At 69.2% G+C, this 19,478-nt stretch carries 15 protein-coding genes and 1 riboswitch; of the genes, 9 read left to right on the top strand and 6 right to left on the bottom strand.

Annotated elements, in window-relative coordinates; translation table 11 throughout:
• Window positions 1–17 precede the first annotated feature (17 nt).
• Window positions 18–1,487 (top strand): sugar transferase, encoded by a 1,470-nt coding sequence (locus TL10_RS10725; RefSeq protein WP_043985665.1) that lies wholly within the window; start codon window positions 18–20, stop codon window positions 1,485–1,487.
• Here the strand turns inward: TL10_RS10725 and TL10_RS10730 are convergent.
• Window positions 1,453–3,072 carry an MmpA family trehalose lipid delivery protein gene (locus TL10_RS10730; protein WP_192830212.1) on the bottom strand — a complete coding sequence of 540 codons (1,620 nt, stop codon included), beginning with the start codon at window positions 3,070–3,072 and terminating at the stop codon, window positions 1,453–1,455. The genes TL10_RS10725 and TL10_RS10730 overlap by 35 nt on opposite strands.
• Before the next feature lie 17 nt (window positions 3,073–3,089).
• A complete protein-coding gene (gene pgfA / locus TL10_RS10735) occupies window positions 3,090–4,286 on the bottom strand; it encodes a cell envelope lipid trafficking protein PgfA (protein WP_043391098.1) in 1,197 nt (398 codons plus the stop codon).
• Between the two features lie 139 nt (window positions 4,287–4,425).
• On the opposite strand from pgfA, the gene TL10_RS10740 reads away from it, so the two are divergent.
• A complete protein-coding gene (locus TL10_RS10740) occupies window positions 4,426–5,613 on the top strand; it encodes an acyltransferase family protein (protein ID WP_043391095.1) in 1,188 nt (395 codons plus the stop codon).
• Here the strand turns inward: TL10_RS10740 and TL10_RS10745 are convergent.
• On the bottom strand, window positions 5,579–9,826 hold the full coding sequence (locus tag TL10_RS10745; RefSeq protein WP_192830213.1) for an alpha-(1->3)-arabinofuranosyltransferase: 4,248 nt from the start codon (window positions 9,824–9,826) through the stop codon (window positions 5,579–5,581). The genes TL10_RS10740 and TL10_RS10745 overlap by 35 nt on opposite strands.
• Complete coding sequence (locus TL10_RS30120; protein WP_020103457.1) at window positions 9,777–9,950, bottom strand: DUF2613 domain-containing protein; 174 nt, start codon at window positions 9,948–9,950, stop codon at window positions 9,777–9,779. The genes TL10_RS10745 and TL10_RS30120 overlap by 50 nt, the downstream gene beginning before the upstream one ends.
• Before the next feature lie 106 nt (window positions 9,951–10,056).
• On the opposite strand from TL10_RS30120, the gene TL10_RS10750 reads away from it, so the two are divergent.
• The 6 genes from TL10_RS10750 (at window position 10,057) to TL10_RS10775 (ending at window position 15,620) form a co-directional block, all read left to right on the top strand.
• A complete protein-coding gene (locus TL10_RS10750; RefSeq protein ID WP_043985632.1) occupies window positions 10,057–11,244 on the top strand; it encodes a glycoside hydrolase family 3 N-terminal domain-containing protein in 1,188 nt (395 codons plus the stop codon).
• Between the two features lie 25 nt (window positions 11,245–11,269).
• Complete coding sequence (locus TL10_RS10755) at window positions 11,270–11,869, top strand: TetR/AcrR family transcriptional regulator (protein WP_043391090.1); 600 nt, start codon at window positions 11,270–11,272, stop codon at window positions 11,867–11,869.
• Between the two features lie 29 nt (window positions 11,870–11,898).
• A riboswitch (cobalamin riboswitch) is annotated at window positions 11,899–12,083 on the top strand.
• A gap of 67 nt (window positions 12,084–12,150) precedes the next feature.
• On the top strand, window positions 12,151–13,158 hold the full coding sequence (locus TL10_RS10760) for an ABC transporter substrate-binding protein (RefSeq protein WP_043985633.1): 1,008 nt from the start codon (window positions 12,151–12,153) through the stop codon (window positions 13,156–13,158).
• 20 nt (window positions 13,159–13,178) lie between these two features.
• Entirely contained in the window at window positions 13,179–14,168 is a 990-nt protein-coding gene (locus TL10_RS10765; protein WP_043985634.1) for a FecCD family ABC transporter permease, read from the top strand.
• The gene (locus TL10_RS10770; protein WP_043985635.1) at window positions 14,165–14,938 is read left to right on the top strand and encodes an ABC transporter ATP-binding protein; all 774 of its coding nucleotides are present in this window, start codon (window positions 14,165–14,167) and stop codon (window positions 14,936–14,938) included. The genes TL10_RS10765 and TL10_RS10770 overlap by 4 nt, the downstream gene beginning before the upstream one ends.
• A gap of 118 nt (window positions 14,939–15,056) precedes the next feature.
• Window positions 15,057–15,620 (top strand): CHAP domain-containing protein, encoded by a 564-nt coding sequence (locus TL10_RS10775; RefSeq protein ID WP_043985636.1) that lies wholly within the window; start codon window positions 15,057–15,059, stop codon window positions 15,618–15,620.
• Between the two features lie 136 nt (window positions 15,621–15,756).
• On the opposite strand, the gene TL10_RS10780 is transcribed toward TL10_RS10775, so the two are convergent.
• Window positions 15,757–16,599, bottom strand: coding sequence for a MaoC/PaaZ C-terminal domain-containing protein (locus tag TL10_RS10780; RefSeq protein ID WP_043985638.1), 843 nt, complete (start codon window positions 16,597–16,599; stop codon window positions 15,757–15,759).
• Between the two features lies 1 nt (window position 16,600).
• The gene (locus TL10_RS10785) at window positions 16,601–17,950 is read right to left on the bottom strand and encodes a 3-oxoacyl-ACP reductase (protein WP_043985639.1); all 1,350 of its coding nucleotides are present in this window, start codon (window positions 17,948–17,950) and stop codon (window positions 16,601–16,603) included.
• A 145-nt stretch (window positions 17,951–18,095) separates the two neighbouring features.
• Here TL10_RS10785 and TL10_RS10790 point away from each other — a divergent pair, with 145 nt between their 5' ends.
• On the top strand, window positions 18,096–19,397 hold the full coding sequence (locus TL10_RS10790; RefSeq protein WP_043391074.1) for an acetyl-CoA C-acetyltransferase: 1,302 nt from the start codon (window positions 18,096–18,098) through the stop codon (window positions 19,395–19,397).
• Window positions 19,398–19,478 lie beyond the last annotated feature (81 nt).

The raw sequence follows: 19,478 nt of genomic DNA on the forward strand, positions 1-19,478 counted from the left end.
AACATGTGGAGTTGCCGATGACGCTCTCGACATTCGGACTCACGCGCATCTCGAATTCCCGAACGGTGTGGCAGCCGCACTACGCCCGTCGGGTGCTGATCACCGACGCCGTGACGATCGTCCTCGCCATGTTGTTCGCGCAATGGGCCCGATTCGGCGGAGCGGGCTATGGCCCGTCGGCGTCCATGCTCTACACCGCGTACTCGCTGGTGCTGGCGTGCCTGTGGCTGGGCGTCCTGACCCTGCATCACGCCCGTTCCGCCTCGATCCTCGGCTGCGGCATCGAAGAGTATCGCCGCGTTGTCGCCGCGTCCTTCTGGACCTTCGGGGTGATCGCGATCGTGGCCTTGCTCGCGCGGCTCGAGATCGCGCGCGGCTACCTGGCAATCGCATTCCCGTTGGGCACGATCGGACTGCTGATCGGGCGCAAGGTGTGGCGGCGCCGGGTTCGTGCGCGCCGGCAGGCGGGCGATTGCCTGACATCCGTTCTTGCCATTGGTGATCGGGACGCGATCGCCGTGCTGGCCACCGAACTCATGAACGATCCCGGCGATGGGTACGTGGTGGTCGGTGCGGGCATCCCGGGCGATCCGGACGCGCGCGGTGACGTCATCAGGATCGGCGATCGGGTGATCCCGATCTTCGGCGACGAGAACGACGCCCTCGGCGCGCTCGGTGACCGCTGTGCCGCCGACACCGTGGCACTGACCGACGCAGAACATTTCGGGGTTGCCGGAATCCAGCGGCTCACCTGGCGTCTCGAGGCCTCCGACGTCGACCTGGTGGTGTCGCCCGGCCTGCTCGACGTGGCGGGTGCGCGTCTCGCGATGCGGCCGGTGGCCGGCATGCCGCTGCTGCACGTGGAGAAGCCGCAGTATCAGGGCGCCAAGAGCTTCCTGAAGAAGGCGTTCGACTTCGGGTTCGCGCTGGCGGCCCTGATCGGGACCGCGCCGCTGCTCCTGCTCGCGGCGATCGCCATCAAGATGACGAGTCGTGGCCCGGTGTTCTACCGGTCGGAACGCATCGGACTGGACGGTGAGCCGTTCACCATGATCAAGTTCCGCAGCATGGTGGTCGACGCGGAAGAGCGTCTCGGCGACCTGCTTCCGTCCAACGAGATGGCCGGCGGCGTCATGTTCAAGATGCGGGAGGACCCGCGGGTCACGTTGGTCGGAAAGATCTTGCGCCGCTACAGCATCGACGAGCTGCCGCAATTCATCAACGTGCTCAAGCAGGACATGAGTGTGGTCGGTCCGCGGCCGCCGCTGCGCCGTGAGGTCGAGTCCTACAACGGGGACATCAGGCGCAAGCTCCTCGTCAAGCCGGGAGTGACGGGCCTGTGGCAGATCAGCGGGCGGTCGAACCTCACCTGGGACAAGGCTGTGCGCCTTGATCTTTCGTACGTCGACAACTGGTCGATGGTCACCGACGTCGGGATCATCCTGAAGACGATCAGCGTGGTGGCTCGCGGCGAAGGGGCGTACTGAGTCCCCGCCACCGCGCAATGCCCATCGCGGCCAACCCGCCGATCAGCATCCCCAGCCACACCAGGTGCGCGGCGATCAGCAGCGGCCGACCCGAAGCGGCGGGCGTCGACCCACCTACCCGGTACAGCGTGATGTCGTTGTCCCGGTACGCAATTGGTAGCGACAATGCGGGAGCAGCGCCCTCCACGACCACCCAACCGACCCCGGCCGCGGCCAACTGGTGCACGTCGGCGCCGCGCAGCAGCAGGTCCTGTACCCGCCGTGCCCGCGCGCCCTCGCCGGGTACGGTCCGCCCACCGATCACCAGGTCCCCGGTCGCCAGCACATCGGCGGAAACCCAGCGGGGCAGCGGATCCAGCACCGGCGTCGGCCCGGCCCACGGGAACTGGCGGATGACGTCGGGCGGGAGTACCGCGACGGGCTTGGGGTCCGCGTTGATCTGCGCGGCGACCGAATACCAGCCGGCCGGATATGACACCGACCGCAACTGACTGCCCACGCCCCAGGCCAGGTCCGGCAGTGCGGCCAACACCATCACACAGCAACCCGCGGCGGCGAAAGATGTTGGTACCCAACGTCGAAGCGCCGTCACCGCGGAGGCACCGGCCAGTGCATAGCCGGGCATCGCGAGGGCCACCCACTTCTGCCCGTCACGCAGCACGCCCGTGCTGGGAATCGTTCGGATGAGCCAGTCGAGGAACGCCGACCCCGCGTCCGTAGCCAGCAGCGCGGGCACCACCACCGCGACGGCCGCGAGCACCAGCAGCGGCCGGGCCGCGGCCACGGACCACGCCTTCCGTGCACCGAGGGCCACCACAGCCAACAGCGCCACCGTCCCGGCCACGGCGAACAGCGTCGTGCGGGACACCGGCACCGCACCGGCGTTCCAGATGCCGCCGAGCCCGGCCAGACTGCCGAGCGTGCCGAGACCCGGCTCCGCCCGCGCCGCGAAGGCCGGCACCCCGGCGCTGGCTACCGGCAGTACCGAGCGGGCCACCACCGTCGCCACCAACCAGGGCAGTGCGGCGCCGATCGACGCCGCCAGCGCCACCCAGACGCCGCGCCACGTGCGCGAACACACCACGGCCACGACCAGCGCCAGCAGCAGTCCGGTCGGCGTCAGCCCGGCCAGCGCGACCCAAAACACGAGGTGCGGCAGCCGGAACCGCAACGCCGACACCGCAACCCAGGGCAGGCAGCCGTAGCCGACCAGCAGACTCCAATGCCCCTGCAACAGCCGCTCGGCGACGTAGGGGTTCCACACGGCGATGGTGACGGCCACCAGCTGCCCGCCGAGACCCACGTCGAGAACCGCAGCGGCCAACCGCGCCGCACCCCAGCCGGCGAACCACAGACCGAGGATCAGCAGCGCCTTGACGAGCACGCCGCCGTCGACGACGCCGGAGAAGACGGCCAGGAAGAAGTCCTGCGGCAAGGCCCGCGGTGCGGCCTCGGACAAGCCCAGGGCCGCATCGGACAGGTAGGACCGCGGTGTGGAAACCGCGTCACGCAGCAGCAGATAACCAGGCGCCAGCAGGGGCGCGGTGACAGCGAGCGTCAGCCCCAGCGCGTACAGCGCCGGCAGGGCACGACGAAAAGCGATCAGATCCGGTCCGGTGGCAGATCGGTCGGCCGCTGTGTAGGCAGCTTCTCGGTCATGGCCTCGGCGGCGGGCATCGGGCCGGAATCGGTATCGCGCCGGCCGAAGAAGCCGTGCCCGGCAGCGTCCAAGCCGGGATCGATCAACGCGGCTTGCGACCGCAGGCTGTACGCGGCCAGCAGCGCGCCGCCGACCAGGAAGACCAGCCCCAGGCCACCGAAGGTGATGGGCAGGATGCGGTTCCACAGGGCCAGCTTGTCGCGCTCGTCGTGGGCGGCCGCGACCTGCGACTCGACCGTCTGCTCGTTCGAGGTGACGGTGAAGTCGGCGAACGTCACCTCAGGCTTGAGGGCGTCGCGGGAGTAGTAGTGGAAGCCGCGGTCCTTCTCTTTGACGATGGTGCCGGAGACCGGGTCCACCCAGAAGGTGCGGGCAGCGGCGTAGTAGCGCTGCATGGTGATCGGGTCGGTGGGCTCGGCGGACGGCACGCCCCACAGCTCGGCGCGGGCGGTCACCGAGCCGTCTTCGTCCTTGTCGTACAGCGACGAGAACTTGATCGGCTCGACCAGCTTGCCGTCGGCGTCGAAGCCGACGTTCTGGGTGAACTTGTAGACCGACAGCCCGTTGACGTCTTCTTCGCCCTCGTAGTTGGCGTCGTACGCCTTCTGCGCGATCGGGTCGAACACCTGGTAGGTCTTCTTCTCCGTGCTGAACGGGAAGCGGTAGCTCAGTCCGGTGTGGGGCAGCGCGACGTTGGTCGGCGGGTTCGGGTCCTCGATGGTGCGCGGCTTCTGCACCGAGCCGGCCGCACCTGTCACCGCGGCGGCGGTGGTGCGGTTGAGCGTCACGGTGTCGACGAGCGCCAACAGGAGGCCGTTGTCCTGCTGCTTGTCGGTGCGGCGGACGGTGTTGCCGACCTGCAGCGTCACGACGTCGGCGTTCGCCGGGTTCTCAACGCTGAGCTGGCGCTGCAACACCACGGGAACGTTCTTGTTGACGACGAACTTCTCGCCCAGCAGCGACGCCGGGTCCAGAGCGGTGCCGGTGCCGTTGCTGACCAGCGTGGTGTCGATGTCGAGCGGAATCTTGGCGATTTTCCCCGACGTATAAGTAGTCAACAGCAGAGCAGCAATCAGCAGGGCGGCGCCGAGCCCCATCAAGACGCATGCTGCGATTCGCAACCCCACAGCGCGGTTCAACCCGTGCTCCTCACTTTGTCTGCCAGCCACACAGCAACCCGACTGACCCTAACAGCCCTTACTAAGGCACACCCTCATAGTGGTGTCGGGGTGGAAGTGAGATTCGCCGCCGAGTGCGGGCACCCGGCACACTGGGTTCGTGGGCGACGAAGGACACGACACCGCGGACATCGCGCGGGTGAGCGGCACCCGCAGTTTCCTGCCCGCTGTCGAGGGCCTGCGGGCCTGCGCCGCCATGGGCGTCGTGCTGACTCATGTGGCGTTCCAGACCGCCAACAGCAGCGGCTGGTACGGCCGGTTGTTCACCCGTTTCGACCTGGCGGTCGCGGTGTTCTTCGCGCTGTCGGGGTTCTTGCTGTGGCGGGGGCACGCGGCCGCCGCGCGAGGGCTACGGCACCGGCCGCCGACGGGCCACTACCTACGGTCCCGCGTGGTCCGGATCATGCCGGGTTATGTGGTGGCCGTCGTGGTGATACTGGCGCTGCTGCCCGACGCCCACGCCGATCTCACAGTGTGGCTGTCGAACCTCACGCTGACCCAGGTTTACGTGCCCCTGACGCTGACCGCCGGGCTGACCCAGATGTGGAGCCTGGCCGTCGAGGTCAGCTTCTATCTGGTGCTGCCCGTGCTGGCGCTGCTGGCCCGCCGACTGCCGGTGGACTGGCGGGTGCCCGCCATCGCGGTGCTCGGGGTGGCGAGCTTCGCCTGGCCCGCGCTGCCGTGGCACCTGCCGTTCGGCGTCAACCAGATGAACTGGCTGCCGGCGCTGTTCTCCTGGTTCGCCGCGGGCATGCTGCTGGCGGAGCTGACGGTCATGCCCGTCGGCCGGATGCACCAGCTGGCCCGGCGGCGCTGGGTCATGGCCGCCATCGCCGGGGTGGCGTTCGTCATCGCGGCGACGCCGCTGGCCGGCAACATCGGGCTCGCGCCGGGCACCGTCAGCCAGGTCGTGGTCAAGACCGCGATGGGCGCCGTCGTCGCCGGGGCGTTGTTGGCGCCGCTGGTGCTGGACGCGCCCGGAACCCCGCACCGGATCCTGGGCAGCACCGTGATGGTGACGTTGGGCCGGTGGTCCTACGGTCTGTTCATCTGGCACCTGGCGGCGCTGGCCATGGTGTTCCCGGTGATCGGCGAGTTCCCGTTCAACGGCCACATGCCGATCGTGCTGATCCTGACCTGGGTTTTCGGGTTCGCGATCGCCGCAGTCAGCTACGGGCTGATCGAGTCGCCCTGCCGGGAGCTGCTGCGCCGCTGGGAGTCCCGGCATGCCCCGTCGCCGCGGGACAGCTCGATCACGGACGTGCCGGAGCCTGCCGCGGTGGGTTAGCCGGCGCGTCCCACAGGGACGCCGCGAGTACGGCCACCGAGATGAGCGCCAGGAACTGCACCCACGGCGAATGCCCGACGTAGCCGTCCACCGACCGCCACGGGTACGCGCTGAGCACCGCCCCCGCGCCGATCAGGCCGCTCGCCGAGGCGATGACGGTCCACCCGTCCAGAATCCGCGGGCGCGAGCGCAGCAGGTACCGGATGCCGATGGCCGCCGCGACGGTCACCAGACCGGCCCATCCGGCCACCAGGAATCCGAACCCGGCCAGGGCCACGCCGACGACTGCGGGACGCGGCTGCCAGGTCTGGGTCGGTTCGTCATCGACGGGCCGACGCATCGGTAGCAGCGCCAACAGCGCCAACAGCGGGAGCAGGGCGAGCCCGCCGAACAGGCCGATGCGGTAGGGGGTGTTGAGCGCGAACGTCAGCGTGACGATGCCGCCGGTACCGGCCGGCAGCACCCAGCCCTGCTGCCAGCCGTTGATGGTCACCGGGGTGAGGATGGCGCCGTTGGCGGTGTGGGCGGTCCAGCCCGGGTTCACGCTCTCGGGGACGACGAGCACGCGCTGCACCGGTGACGGGGTCACCTGCACCTCGCGGTGATCGGACGTCCACTTCTTCAGCTGCGCGGGAGTCGTTGGGGCGCTGTGGATGTGGGCCGCGAGCGGGCCGGTCAGCCGGGCGCCGATGACGGTGAAGTCGGGACCCGGATTGATCAGGAACTCCTGTTGCCCGGCGGGCAGTTGCAGCGGCGCGGACTGGCATGGCTGGGCCGCGATGGGCTCACCGTCGAGCAGCGCGCCGACGGTGGTGTGTATCGAGGTCTGCAGGAACTGGCCGGCGATGGCGACGATCGGGCCGCGGCCACACGGCACCGTGATGGCCCGACGCCGGTTCGCGGCCGCGTCGGCAGGAGCGATCGGTGTGCCGCGCTCGTCGAGGGCGATGACCTCGGCCAGGCCGGGCGGCTTCACCTGGTCGAATCCCAGTGCGGTGCGGTCGATCAGGTCGTGCCAGTCCAGGATCGACAGCTTGATGGTGTCGGTCTTCGCGGGGGCGAGCTTGATGGTCTGTGGCCCGTCGCCGATCCGTCGCACCTGTGGCCCGTTGCCCAGGTCCACCGCGACGACGGTCGGGTGGGCCGGCAACTCGGAGGCGCTCGGCACCAGGCGCAGGGCGCTGACGGTCGTCGGGGCCGGCAGGTGCACGGTCAGGTTGGCGCCATCGCGGAACTGCACGATGCTCTGCGGAGCCACCCAGGCGGTGCGCGGGTCGCCGTCGGTGGCGGCGTAGGCCGAGCCTGCGATGTCGATGACGTCGGCGTCACCGGTTGCCCGGGTGGTGCCCGGTTGGCTGACCAGATCGGCCAGGTGCGGACCCTGTCGCGCCTGCACCCACACCGTCGGTACGACGGCCATCGGCGCCGGCACGGTGAGGGTGCGGCTCATGTTCACGGGCTCTTCGGGCGACTGGGCCATGGTGGCGGCGCACCGGACGCCGTTCGGTCCCTCGGCGCAGCCGGGCCGGCCCAGCTGGTCGTTGCCCAAATCCCATTGCGCCACAGCCGATCCCGCGGGAGGTCCGGGCACGTCGACGGTGTGCCGCAGGCTCACCGCATGGGCGAAGCCGGATGCGTCGTACTGCGTCACGGAGAAGTCGGTGATGCCGAACTGGACGCCCGGTGAACCGTCGTCGGTGCCGATCGCGGTGAACCGGACCCACGAGGTCTCGCCGTAGGGCAAGGCGGCGACCAGCGGCTTGCCGGGCTGGTCGAAGCGAATTGTGCTGGTGCCGTTGGCTGTTGCCACTTCGACGCGGCGCACCTGGGCGCCGACCGCCGTCGCGCTGGGCGTCAGGGTGACGGTCGCGTTGGTCACCGGATGGTCGAAGTCGACCTGAAGCCATTGCCCCACAGCGGTTTGCAGCGAGTTGGACACCCAGCTGGTCGAAGAGTCGCCGTCGATGGTGGCGGCCGGCCCGGCTGCCGTGGACACGTTGGGCAGCGCGGTGGAATCGGACGACGAACTCGAGGTGGTGATCCGTCCGCCCGGCCACTGGCCGTACGCGGGAGTGGCGCCGGGGCTCGGGTAATCCATGACGCGGTTGTAGGTGCGGCGCGGATCGTCGGGGGCCCGCACGGCCGATGAATGGTCATCGACGCGCCCGTAGTCGGTCTCCCGCACCAGCGGGGTGTCGGTGACGGTCACCTCGGGCACCGGGAGCCCGGCTCGCTGCGCATCGGAGGTCAAGATCATGGGGCCCAACGGGTTTCGTCCCATCAGGCGGCGACGCTCGTCGATGCGCAGGAGGGATTCGGGTCCGCCGTCGATGCGTGCCATGGTGTCGGCGTCGGCCAGGTACGGCTGGGTGGTGGCGGCGCCGGTCACGCGGTAGATCTCGACCGCGGGGTAGCGGGGCCGCAGGCCGCTGTCGGAGACGAAGCCCTCCAGCAGGCCGGGCCCGACCGAGTCGCCGAACTGGGCCACCTTCGTCAGGCCGCGGGACCCCTCGATGGCCCGGTGTACCAGCAGCGGCCGGGCCGACCGGGAGTTGTCGGGGTCCAGGTCATTGCGCACCACGACGAACGAGATGCCTTGGCGGGCAAGGGTGTCGGCCAACCCGGCGGACGGTCGTCCGGTGGCGAACAGGCGCTGCACGGAATCCAGGGCGCGGATGGTCGCGGGCGGGGTCAGTGGAATCGAATCGCGCACGCCCCAGGCCCCGCGCTCCAGCACCTGCAGTGGCTCGTCGTGCGTGTTGCCCCACACCTGGTTGGCGAACGGCGCACCCGGCGCGACCAGCACCCGGCCCGGAGTCTCGGCGTTGTGCGCGTCGAGCCAGTCCGCGGTCTGGTGCCAGTACTGCGGGATCGCGCGGTAGGTACCGGGTGCGGCGAGACGGCCCGTCCACGCCAGCGACGTCCCGGCGGCCAGCGCCGTCAGCAGCACCACCGCGACCGCCATCCGCTTGTCCCGCTCCAGATGGGCGAACGCGTTGATCCATTCGCGGCGCGGTGCGGTACCCGGCAGTGGAATCCGGCCGAGCACGTGGGCCAGGCCCAGCGTCAGCGGCAAGCGCAGCACGGGTTCGAGCTTGTGCACGTTGCGCAGCGGGGTGCCGCCGGCGTCGAGGAAGGCCCGCACCTCGTGTGCGATCGGGGAGCCCAGCCCACCCGCGTACGCGACCGCGAGCAGCAACAGGCCGATCAGCAGCATCGAGATGAGCCGGCCCCGCGCGGGCATGCTGCGCATCGCCAGGCCGGCCAGGCCGCCGGCCGCGACAAGCGTCGTGGCCAGCACCGCCACCGAGCCGGTGACCAACGACGAGCCGGCGGTCGCGTTGGTCGCGACGAACGCCGTCCAGCCGTAGGTGCCGCGCAGCACCTCGGTCAGCGACAGCCACTGCGTCGTGACGCCCGACGATTCGATGAAGTCCAGGAACGGCGGGCTGATCCGGCCGAGCAGCAGCAGCGCCACCGCCCACCACAGGATGGCGAGCAGAGTGCAGCCGAACCACCACGCCGTGAAGCGCCACCAGCGGCGGTTGGGCCGGTGCGCCGCCCACCAGATGATCGCGGCCAGACAGCCGGTCAGGGTGGCGACGGCGTTCACCGCGCCCATCAGTGCGACGGCGGCCGCCGAGCGGGCCGCGAGCTGCCGGATTCGCGGGTCGCCGCGCAGCGCCAGGATCACCGGCAGCAGCACCCACGGCGCCAGCATCATGGGCAGGGTCTCGGACGAGATGGCGCCCAGCGTCGTCAGCGCGCGCGGCGACAGGGCGAACGCCACGGCGGCAAGCACCCGAGAGGATCGGCTGCCGATGCCCAGCGCCTCGGCGACGCGCACCACCCCCCAGAAGCCGACGACCAGCAGCAACGCCCACCACAGCCGCTGGATCACCCAGCCGGGCAGGCCGATGACGTCACCGGCGAGGAAGAACGCGCCGTGCGGGAAGAGGTAGCCGTAGGCCTGGTTCTGCGACTGGCCGAAGGGGAGGTCGCTGCTCCACAGGTTGGCCGCCCGCGCCAGGAAGCGCGCAGGGTTGGCGGTGAGATCGAGTTTGGTGTCGGGCGAGACCCGGCCCGGTGACTGGGCGAACGTCAGGACCAGTGCGGCCGCGCTGACGACCCATAGGCAGCGCCGGGAGAGCGGCGCTGCGGGATCAGCTGCGGTTGCCGTATTCGACCCGGTTGAGCACCGATGACGCTGGATCGCCCGATTGCAGCGTCGGCTTGGTGTCCTGCTCCAGCATCAGCGTGGTGCCGAAGACCGCTGCGGCGCCGAGCAACAGACCGACCACGATGCTGGCTCCGGCGGGCACGAGGAAGCGGTCCATGGCGCCCAAACTAGCATGACGACCTGCCCGCTTCCGTGTGCGCCAGCCCGCTACCAGGTCATCGCGGGACCCGGGCGCCGCTGTCGCGCGGCTAGGCTCGGTGCCCATGTCCTTGCCCCGAACCCTTGGCGCGCTCGCACTGGTGTCTGGATTGGTAGCCGGTTGCTCGTCGTCGTCCGACCACCCGGCCGCTTCCAGCACGTCCAGCCAGGCCAAGAGCACCGCCGCGTCGAGCAAGCCGATGGACGCGCCCGCCCCGACCGCCCCGCCGTGCGATCCGCACGCGCTGTTGAGCACCCTGACGCTGCGGCAGAAGCTGGCCCAGTTGCTCATGGTGGGCGTCAAGGACGCCGCCGATGCCCGTGCGGCCGTGACGGAACAGCAGGTCGGCGGCATCTTCATCGGTAGCTGGACGGACCTGTCCATGCTGTCGGACGGCAGCATCCCGGCACTGCAGGCCGCGTCCGGTGCGCTGCCGCTGGCGGTCAGCATCGACGAAGAGGGCGGCCGGGTGTCCCGGCTGAAGAAGCTGATCGGCCCGCAGGAATCGGCGCGGGTGCTGGCGACGACCAAGACGCCTGCCGAAGTCCAGGCCATCGCGCGGGACCGCGGGCGGCAGATGAAGGACAAGTTCGGCATCACCGTCGACTTCGCGCCCGACGCCGACGTTACCGAAGAGCCCGACGACGAGGTGATCGGCGACCGCTCCTTCGGTTCGGACCCGCAGAAGGTGACCGAGTACGCCGGCGCGTATGCCGCGGGCCTGCGCGAAGCAGGACTCGTTCCGGTGCTCAAGCATTTCCCCGGTCACGGACACGGCTCGGGCGACTCGCACACCGGTGGCGTGCAGACCCCGCCGCTGGCCGCGCTGAAGGACAACGACCTGGTGCCCTACCGGACGTTGACGACGCAGCAGCCCGTCGCGGTGATGGTCGGCCACCTGCAGGTGCCCGGCCTGACGCTCGGCGACGACCCCGCCAGCCTGAGCAAGCCGGCCTACGACCTGCTGCGCAGCGGCGAGTACGGCGGCCCGCCGTTCGACGGTGTGGTGTTCACCGACGATCTGACCGGCATGGCGGCCATCACGCAGCATTTCGGCGTCGCCGACGCGGCGCTCAAGGCGCTCCAGGCCGGCGCCGATGTCGCCCTGTGGATCACCACCGACGGCATTCCCGACGTGCTGGACAAGCTGGAAGCGGCCGCGCAGGCCGGGCAGCTGGACCAGGCGCAGGTCGACAAGTCGGTCCTTCGGGTGGCGGCCATGAAGGGGCCGGGCGCCAAATGCGTGAAGTGAGCTGCGCGTTGAATACCCTGTTCTGATGGCAGGAGGAACCAAGCGGCTGCCGCGGGCCGTCCGCGAACAGCAGATGCTCGACGCTGCCGTGCAGATGTTCTCGGTGAACGGCTATCACGAGACCTCGATGGACGCGATCGCCGCGCAAGCCGAGATTTCCAAGCCGATGCTGTACCTCTATTACGGCTCGAAGGAAGAGCTGTTCGCCGCGTGCCTGGATCGGGAGCTGACGCGCTTCGTCGACACCGTCCGCGCCGACATCAACTTCGCGCAGAGCCCACGCGACCTGCTGCGCAACGCGGTGCTGTCGTTCATGACGTACATCGACCGCAACCGGGCGTCCTGGATCGTGCTCTACACGCAGGCCACCAGCTCGCAGGCCTTCGCCCACACGGTGCGCGAGGGCCGCGAGAAGATCATCGATCTGGTGGCCCGGCTGCTCAGTGCGGGTACGCGAAACCCGGAGCCGGACAGCGACTTCGAGATGATGGCCGTGGCCCTGGTGGGTGCGGGTGAGGCCATCGCGTCGCGCGTCAGTGCCGGTGATACCGATGTCAACGACGCCACCGAGCTGATGATCAACCTCTTCTGGCGCGGCCTGAAGGGCAAGCGCGCGGAGCCTTAGTCGCCAGGGCGGTGACCCCATCGGCGCTGGTATGGTCCGCTTGAGCCAGTCGAACCCAACGCGGTTGGGTCAGGGAATCCGGTGTGAACCCGGAACTGACGCGCAGCGGTGAGGAGGACAGGCGGAGCAACGGCCACTGGCCCCACGCGGGCTGGGAAGGCGCTCCGGCTGGATGATCCCGAGTCCGAAGACCTGCTGGCTCGGGCTCTCGTGGCCTTGGCGGCGCGAGGACCCCCACGGATGGACTCCGCGACCAGAGTCCCGGATCGGAAGGCCCCGCCGTGTTTGTCCGCACCATTGTGCTTGTCTCACTGGTTGTTTCGCTCGTCTGCTCCTGTGGCGGTCCGCCGGCCGTGGAGTCCGCTGCTGCCGGCACCGGCGGCTATCCCGTCACGCTCGAGAACTGCGGACGCCAGGTGACGGTGAAATCGGCGCCGCAGCGCGCGGTTTCGATCAACCAGCCGGCCAGCGAACTGCTGCTGTCGCTCGGCCTCGCCGATCGCATGGCCGGCACCGCATCATGGAGCGACGCCGTGCGCCCCGACCTCGCCGCCGACAACGCCAAAGTGCCTGTGCTGAGCCGGGATTTCCCGTCGTTCGAACGGGTGCTGAAAGCGAAGCCCGACTTCGTCTACGCGACGTTCGACTGGTCGTTCACCGACCAGGGCGTGGCCCCACGGGATCGCTTCGAGCGCCTCGGCGTGCCGACGTACCAGTCGTCGAGCGAGTGCGGTGGTCAGGATGCCGCACAGCAGCGCGCGTTGACGCTCGATGACATGTATGCCGAAATCGGGGACATCGCAAAGATATTCGGTGTGCCCGAGCGCGGCGACAAACTGGTCTCGTCGCTGCGTACGCGGATGGCGACCGCGACCAGCGGACTCGACGCAGGAGGCGTCTCCCTGATGTGGTGGTACGCCGGTACCAGGACCCCGTACATCGCGGGCTGCTGCGGGGCGCCGGGCATCATCACCACCGCGGTTGGGGCGCGCAATGCGTTCGCCGACAGCCGGCAGCTGTGGCCGGAGATTTCGTGGGAGGCCATCCTGCAACGCGACCCAGACGTGCTGGTCCTCGCCGACCTCACCCGAGGCGACGACGGCGACAGCGTCGCCGCCAAGATCAAGTTCCTCGAAACCGATCCGGCCGCAAGCAAGTTGAAGGCCGTGCGCGAGCGGCGGTGGATCGTGTTGCCGGGCAGTGCGATGGACCCGTCGCTGCGTAACGTCGGCGCAGTCGAGACCGTCGCGGCCGGGCTGCGCTCGTTCGGGCTGGGCGGGAAGTCCTGACGGCGGTGCGCACCGCCGGGATGGCGATGCTCAGCCTGACCGGGCTGGCGCTGTCGATCGCGGCGGCCATGATCATCGGGCCTGCCGACCTCGGCATCGGTGACGTGTATGCGGTCGTCGCGCAACATCTTTGGGGCCGCCCAGCGGACATCGCACCGATCGATGACGGCATCGTCTGGGAACTGCGGCTGCCACGAGCGTTGTTGGCCGCCATCTGTGGGGCGGGCCTGGGCATCTGCGGGGCGATCCTGCAGTCGCTGATGCGCAACCCGTTGGCCGACCCGTTCATGCTGGGCATCTCCTCTGGCGCGTCCACGGGAGCGGTGCTGGTCGTTGTCGTGGGTATCGGTGGCGCGCTGACGCTGTCGGGCGGCGCCTTCGTGGGTGCGGTGATCGCGTTCGCGATCGTGCTGGCCCTCGCGGCGGCCGCCGGCGGCGGACCGGACCGGGTGGTGCTCGCCGGAGTAGCTGGTACTCAGCTCTTTTCGGCGACGACGGCGATGGTGGTGTTCTCGTCGGCCGACGCGCAACAAACCCGCGGGGTGCTGTTCTGGTTGCTGGGGTCGCTGGGCGGCGCGAGCTGGCATCAGGTGGCGATGTGCGGCCTCATCTGCGCGGCCTGCCTCGGTGTCTGCTGGCTGCAGTCGGATGCGTTGGACGCGTTCGCCTTCGGTCGTGACGCGGCCGCCGCCCTGGGCGTCTCGGTTCGGCGGGTCCGGATCATCCTGCTGCTGACGACGGCGCTGCTGACGGCCGTGTTGGTGAGTGCCGCGGGCGCAATCGGTTTCGTCGGGCTGGTGTTGCCGCACGCGGCGCGGATGATCGTCGGGCCGTCGCACCGTCGACTGCTGCCGGTCACCGCGATCGCCGGCGCCATCTTTCTGGTCTGGGTCGACGCCGCGGCGCGCACGGTGTTCGCGCCGCAGGAGCTGCCCGTCGGTGTGGTGACCGCGCTCGTCGGCGTACCGATCTTCATGTGGATTCTTGCCCGCCGCAGGAGGATTCGATGACGGGGCCGCTCGCTGCGGAATCCGTCAGCTGGTCGGCCGGCGGACGGCTCGTCGTCGACAGGGTGTCGGTGGTGGTGGCCGAAGGCGAGACGCTGGGCCTGCTCGGGCCCAATGGCGCCGGCAAGTCGTCGATGCTGCGGCTGCTCGCTGGACTACGGCGCGCCGACGGTGGGGCGGTGCTGCTCGACGGACGTCCGCTCGCCGACATCCGGCGGCGGGCCGTCGCGCAGCGTATTGCCGTGGTCGAGCAGCAGGTCAGTACCGACCTGGACCTGACCGTCGAGCAGATCGTCCGGCTGGGTCGAATTCCGCACCGCGGCATCTGGTCTGGCAATGCCGACGCGGACGATCGCGCTGTCGAGCGGGCTCTTGAGCAGACCGAGACGACGGCCATGCGCGGCCGCGATTGGCGCACGCTGTCCGGCGGCGAGCAACAGCGGGTGCAGATCGCCCGGGCGCTCGCGCAGGAACCGCGCGAGCTGCTGCTCGACGAACCCACCAACCACCTCGACATCCGGCACCAGTTCGAGCTGTTGGCGCTCATTCGCGCGCTGCCGGTGACGGCCGTGGTGACGCTGCACGACCTCACCCTCGCGGCATTGTTCTGCGACCGGCTCGTCGTGCTCGATCAGGGCCGCGTCGTCGCGGCCGGAACTCCCGCCGAAGTCCTGACCGCCGAACTGATCTCGTCGGTCTACGGCATCGCGGCCCGCGTCATCCCCGACGGTGCCGGCGCCGGCCGCCCCACGATTCAGCTCCTCCCGCCGTAAAGCCCGCGAGCAGACGTGAAACTGTCGATTCGCGGTCGAATTCGACAGTTTTGCGTCTGCTCGCGAGGACCCGAAATTGCCGACCGGTAGCACCACTTCGGGCACTTAGTCTGAAAATATGCACAAACGCGCGTGGCGCATCCTGCTGGTCGTCGCTGCCCTGGTGATGGTGGGTGTCGCCGGCCTGGCCGGGTATCGCGGCTACCGCGAGCACATCGCCCGACCGGATTTCCCCGCTGTCGATACCTCGCGGCTGAGCCCCGGGCGCGCAGCCGTCGTGCACATCCTGGCCCAGGAGTACGCCGCCCAATCCGGCATGTCCAAGTACTCGGAGGGCAACGACGAGCCATGGTGCGCGGACTTCACCAGCTGGGTGATGCGGGAATCCGGCAAACCCTTCACCAATCCCAATTCCGGGCACTGGCGCATACCTGGCGTCATGACGCTCACTGACTACCTGCACTCCGAGGGGCGCTGGGAGTCACCGGACTATTCGCCACTGCCCGGCGACATGGTGCTCTACGACAAGCCGAGCCCGAAGGGTCAGCACGTCAACATCGTGCTCATCAACGACGACGGCACGCTCACCACGGTCGGCGGGGGCGAGGGCACCAACGTGGGCCTGTCGACCTACAAGATCGCCGACGATCCGGGCATCCGGGGCTTCGGCCGCTACGAATGATCCGCGCCGAACGTGAAGTCGATGGTGAGATTTCGCTGGAATCTCGCCATCAACTTCACGTTGGAAACGACAAGAGCATCGGCTCCAAATCGCAAGTGCCGCAGGAGAGCCGACGCGCCTGGGCGCGCGACGAGAGCTACAGCCCGGTGACCGTCGCCGTCAGGTGCGGGTAACCCTTCGACAGGTTGCGCAGCGCCAGCTCCCAACCCCCGTCGATGGGTTCGACGTACAGCCCGACCTTCGCCGGCAGCAGCACGGGCTTGCCGAACTTGACGGAATACCGAACCGCATCCGGCAGCTGGCCCTCGATGTTGGCCAGTACCGCTGCGGCGCTGAACATTCCGTGCGCGATCGCGGTCGGGAAGCCGAACAGCTTGGCACCGATGGAGCTGGTGTGGATCGGGTTGTGGTCGCCGCCGACGTCGGCGTAGTGCCTAATCTGACCCGGCGTGATGCTGATGACCGCGTTGGGCGGCGGCAGCTTCGGCTGCTTGACCGGCTCCGGCTTCGGGCCACCCGAGAGGCTGGTCCGCTGCTGGTGCAGGAACGTGGTGACCTGGTTCCACACCAGGTCATTGCCGACCTTGATGTCGGTCACGATGTCGACCAGCAGGCCCTTGCGGTGCTCGCGCAGGTTCTCCGCTCGCACCGCCACGTCCAGCTTGTCGGTCACCTTGATGGGCCGGTACTGGGTGATGTGGTTCTCGATGTGCACCGAACCCATTGCGGCGAACGGGAAATCGAACCCGGTGACCAACGACATCATGGTCGGGAACGTCAACGCGAACGGGTAGGTGAGCGGCACGGTGTCGCCGAACCGCAGGCCGGTCACCGCGGCGTACTCGGCCACGTTGGTCGGGTCGATGGTCAGGCCCGACACCTTGACCGTGCGTACCGGCAGGGTGGCACCCCGCGACACGAACGGCAGCGCACCCGCCACCGCCCGTGCCATGTTCAGAAGACCGTTGGGCTGCGACATGTCAGGCACCCAACAGAGCCTGGCCGCAGACCCGAATCGTGTTGCCGGTGACGGCATTCGAGGCGGGGCTGGCGAAGTACGCGATCAGCTCGGCGACGTCGACCGGCAGGCCGCCCTGGAACAGCGAGTTGAGGCGACGGCCGACCTCGCGGGTGGCCAGCGGGATGGCGTCGGTCATCTTGGTCTCGATGAAGCCCGGCGCGACGGCGTTGATGGTGACGCCCTTCTCGCCGAACACCTCTGCATACGCGTCGGTCATGCCGATCATGCCGGCCTTGGTGGCGGCGTAGTTGGTCTGGCCGCGGTTACCGGCGATACCGGCCATCGACGACAGGCCGACGATCCGGCCGCCATCACCGATGGCGCCGTTCTCCACCAGGCCCTGCGCAAGGCGTTGCGGCGCAAGCAGGTTCACGGCGATGACCGAGTCCCAGCGGGCGTCGTCCATGTTGGCGAGCAGCTTGTCGCGGGTGATGCCGGCGTTGTTGACGAGCACGTCGGCCTTGCCGCCGTGGTGCTCGGTCAGGTGCGCGACGATCTGGGCGACGGCGTCGTCGGCCGTCACGTCGAGGGCCAGCGCGGTGCCGCCGACTGCGGCAGCGGTCTCGGTGAGCGCGTCGGCCGCCTGCGGGACGTCGATGGCGACGACGGCAGCGCCGTCCCGGGCGAACACCCGGGCGATCTCGGCACCGATGCCGCGGGCGGCACCGGTCACCAGCGCGACCTTGCCGGCCAGCGGCTTGTCCCAGTCGGCCGGGGCGACCGAGTCGGCGGCGCCGACGTAGAACACCTGCCCGTCGACGTAGGCCGACTTGCCCGACAGCAGGAAGCGGACGGTCGACTCGATGCCGGAGGCGGCCGGCGAGGCGCCCGCCGACAGGTAGACCAGGCCGATGGTGGCGCCGCGCTGCAGCTCCTTGCCGAGCGAGCGGGTGAAGCCTTCGAGGGCGCGCTGGGCGATGCGCTCGTCGATGCTGTCGGTCTCATCGGGCGTGGTGCCGACGACGACGACGCGGCTGTTGGCGGCCAGGTTGCGCAGCACCGGGGTGAAGAACTCGTGGAGCTGCTTGAGCTGCTCGGGCTTGGTGATGCCGGTGGCGTCGAACAGCAGACCACCGAACGAGTCGGCCCAGCGGCCGCCCACGTTGTTGCCGACCAGGTCGTAGTCGTCGGCCAGCGCTGCGCGCAAGGGCTCGGCGACGCGGCCTGCGCCGCCGATCAGCAGCGGACCGGCCAGGGCGGGCTCGCCGGCCTGGTAGCGGCGCAGCGGCTGGGGCTGCGGCACGCCGAGTTGCTTGGCCAGGAAGGAACCCGGACCGGAGGTGAGGACTTGGGAGAGGACGTCAGCCATTGCAAGCCTTTCTGCGGACGTATTTGCCAGAGACGGAAGCGTCTTGTCACAGACGAACTTACTCCAGAGTAAGAACGGTGGGTAATATAGGCGTCAAGAGACATCTTGCCTCAGTCATCCAACGTCAACGAACTGGAGAAATACCGTGGCCGAGACCAACAGCCGCCGCCGCGTGGCAGTCCTGGGTGGTAACCGCATTCCCTTCGCACGATCCGACGGTGCGTACGCGAACGCCTCCAACCAGGACATGTTCACCGCTGCACTGGACGGTCTGATCGACCGCTTCAACCTCAACGGCGAGAAGCTCGACATGGTGATCGGCGGCGCCGTCCTCAAGCACAGCCGTGATTTCAATCTCATGCGCGAGTGTGTACTGGGCACGTCGCTGTCGCCGTACACCCCGGCGTTCGATCTGCAGCAGGCCTGCGGCACCGGTCTGCAGTCGGCCATCGCGGCCGCTGACGGCATCGCTGCCGGCCGCTACGAGGTGGCCGCGGCCGGTGGCGTGGACACCGCCTCGGACGCGCCCATCGCCCTCGGCAACGACCTGCGCCGGGTGCTGCTGAGCCTGCGCCGGGCCAAGTCGAACGTCGACCGCCTCAAGCTCGTCGGCAAGCTGCCGTCGGCCGTCGGCGTCGAGATTCCGGTCAACAGCGAGGCCCGCACCGGGCTGTCGATGGGCGAGCACGCCGCCATGACCGCCAAGGAAATGGGCGTCAAGCGCACCGACCAGGACGCCCTGGCCGCCGCCAGCCACCAGAACATGGCCGCCGCCTACGACCGCGGCTTCTTCGATGACCTGGTCAGCCCCTTCCTGGGCCTGTACCGCGACAACAACCTGCGTGCCGACTCGTCGACCGAGAAGCTGGCCAAGCTCAAGCCTGTCTTCGGCGTGAAGCTGGGCGACGCCACCATGACCGCGGGCAACTCGACCCCGCTGACCGACGGTGCCTCGGTGGCGCTGCTGTCCACCGATGAGTGGGCGGCCGAGCACAACATCCCGGTGCTGGCCTACTTCGTCGACTCCGAGACCGCCGCCGTCGACTACGTCAACGGCAAGGACGGCCTGCTCATGGCCCCGACCTACGCCGTGCCGCGCCTGCTGGCCCGCAATGGCCTGACGCTGCAGGACTTCGACTTCTACGAGATCCACGAGGCCTTCGCCTCCGTGGTGCTGGCCACGCTGGCGGCCTGGGAGTCGCCGGATTACTGCAAGGGTCGCCTGGGCCTGGACGCTCCGTTGGGTGCCATCGACCGGTCCAAGCTCAACGTCAACGGCTCGTCGCTGGCGGCGGGTCACCCGTTCGCGGCGACCGGCGGCCGCATCGTGGCCCAGCTGGCCAAGCAGCTCGCCGAGAAGAAGAAGGAGACCGGCAAGCCGGTTCGTGGCCTGGTTTCCATCTGCGCCGCAGGTGGCCAGGGCGTCACCGCGATTCTCGAGGCGTAATTCTCGGGGCGTGTAACGCCTCGCGAAGCCTCAGCGATACCCCAAGTGCCTCGTGTTTCCGTCTGACCCCCGACCTGACGG

The organism is Mycolicibacterium llatzerense (genome assembly GCF_000878195.1).
Taxonomy (GTDB): Bacteria; Actinomycetota; Actinomycetes; order Mycobacteriales; family Mycobacteriaceae; genus Mycobacterium; species Mycobacterium llatzerense.

Coding starts and splice junctions, on each gene's coding strand:
- TL10_RS10725 (WP_043985665.1), top strand. CDS start 18: ATGACGCTCTCGACATTCGGACTCACGCGCATCTCGAATTCCCGAACG.
- TL10_RS30120 (WP_020103457.1), bottom strand. CDS start 9,950: ATGGACCGCTTCCTCGTGCCCGCCGGAGCCAGCATCGTGGTCGGTCTG.
- TL10_RS10750 (WP_043985632.1), top strand. CDS start 10,057: ATGTCCTTGCCCCGAACCCTTGGCGCGCTCGCACTGGTGTCTGGATTG.
- TL10_RS10755 (WP_043391090.1), top strand. CDS start 11,270: ATGGCAGGAGGAACCAAGCGGCTGCCGCGGGCCGTCCGCGAACAGCAG.
- TL10_RS10765 (WP_043985634.1), top strand. CDS start 13,179: ATGGCGATGCTCAGCCTGACCGGGCTGGCGCTGTCGATCGCGGCGGCC.
- TL10_RS10770 (WP_043985635.1), top strand. CDS start 14,165: ATGACGGGGCCGCTCGCTGCGGAATCCGTCAGCTGGTCGGCCGGCGGA.
- TL10_RS10775 (WP_043985636.1), top strand. CDS start 15,057: ATGCACAAACGCGCGTGGCGCATCCTGCTGGTCGTCGCTGCCCTGGTG.
- TL10_RS10780 (WP_043985638.1), bottom strand. CDS start 16,599: ATGTCGCAGCCCAACGGTCTTCTGAACATGGCACGGGCGGTGGCGGGT.
- TL10_RS10785 (WP_043985639.1), bottom strand. CDS start 17,950: ATGGCTGACGTCCTCTCCCAAGTCCTCACCTCCGGTCCGGGTTCCTTC.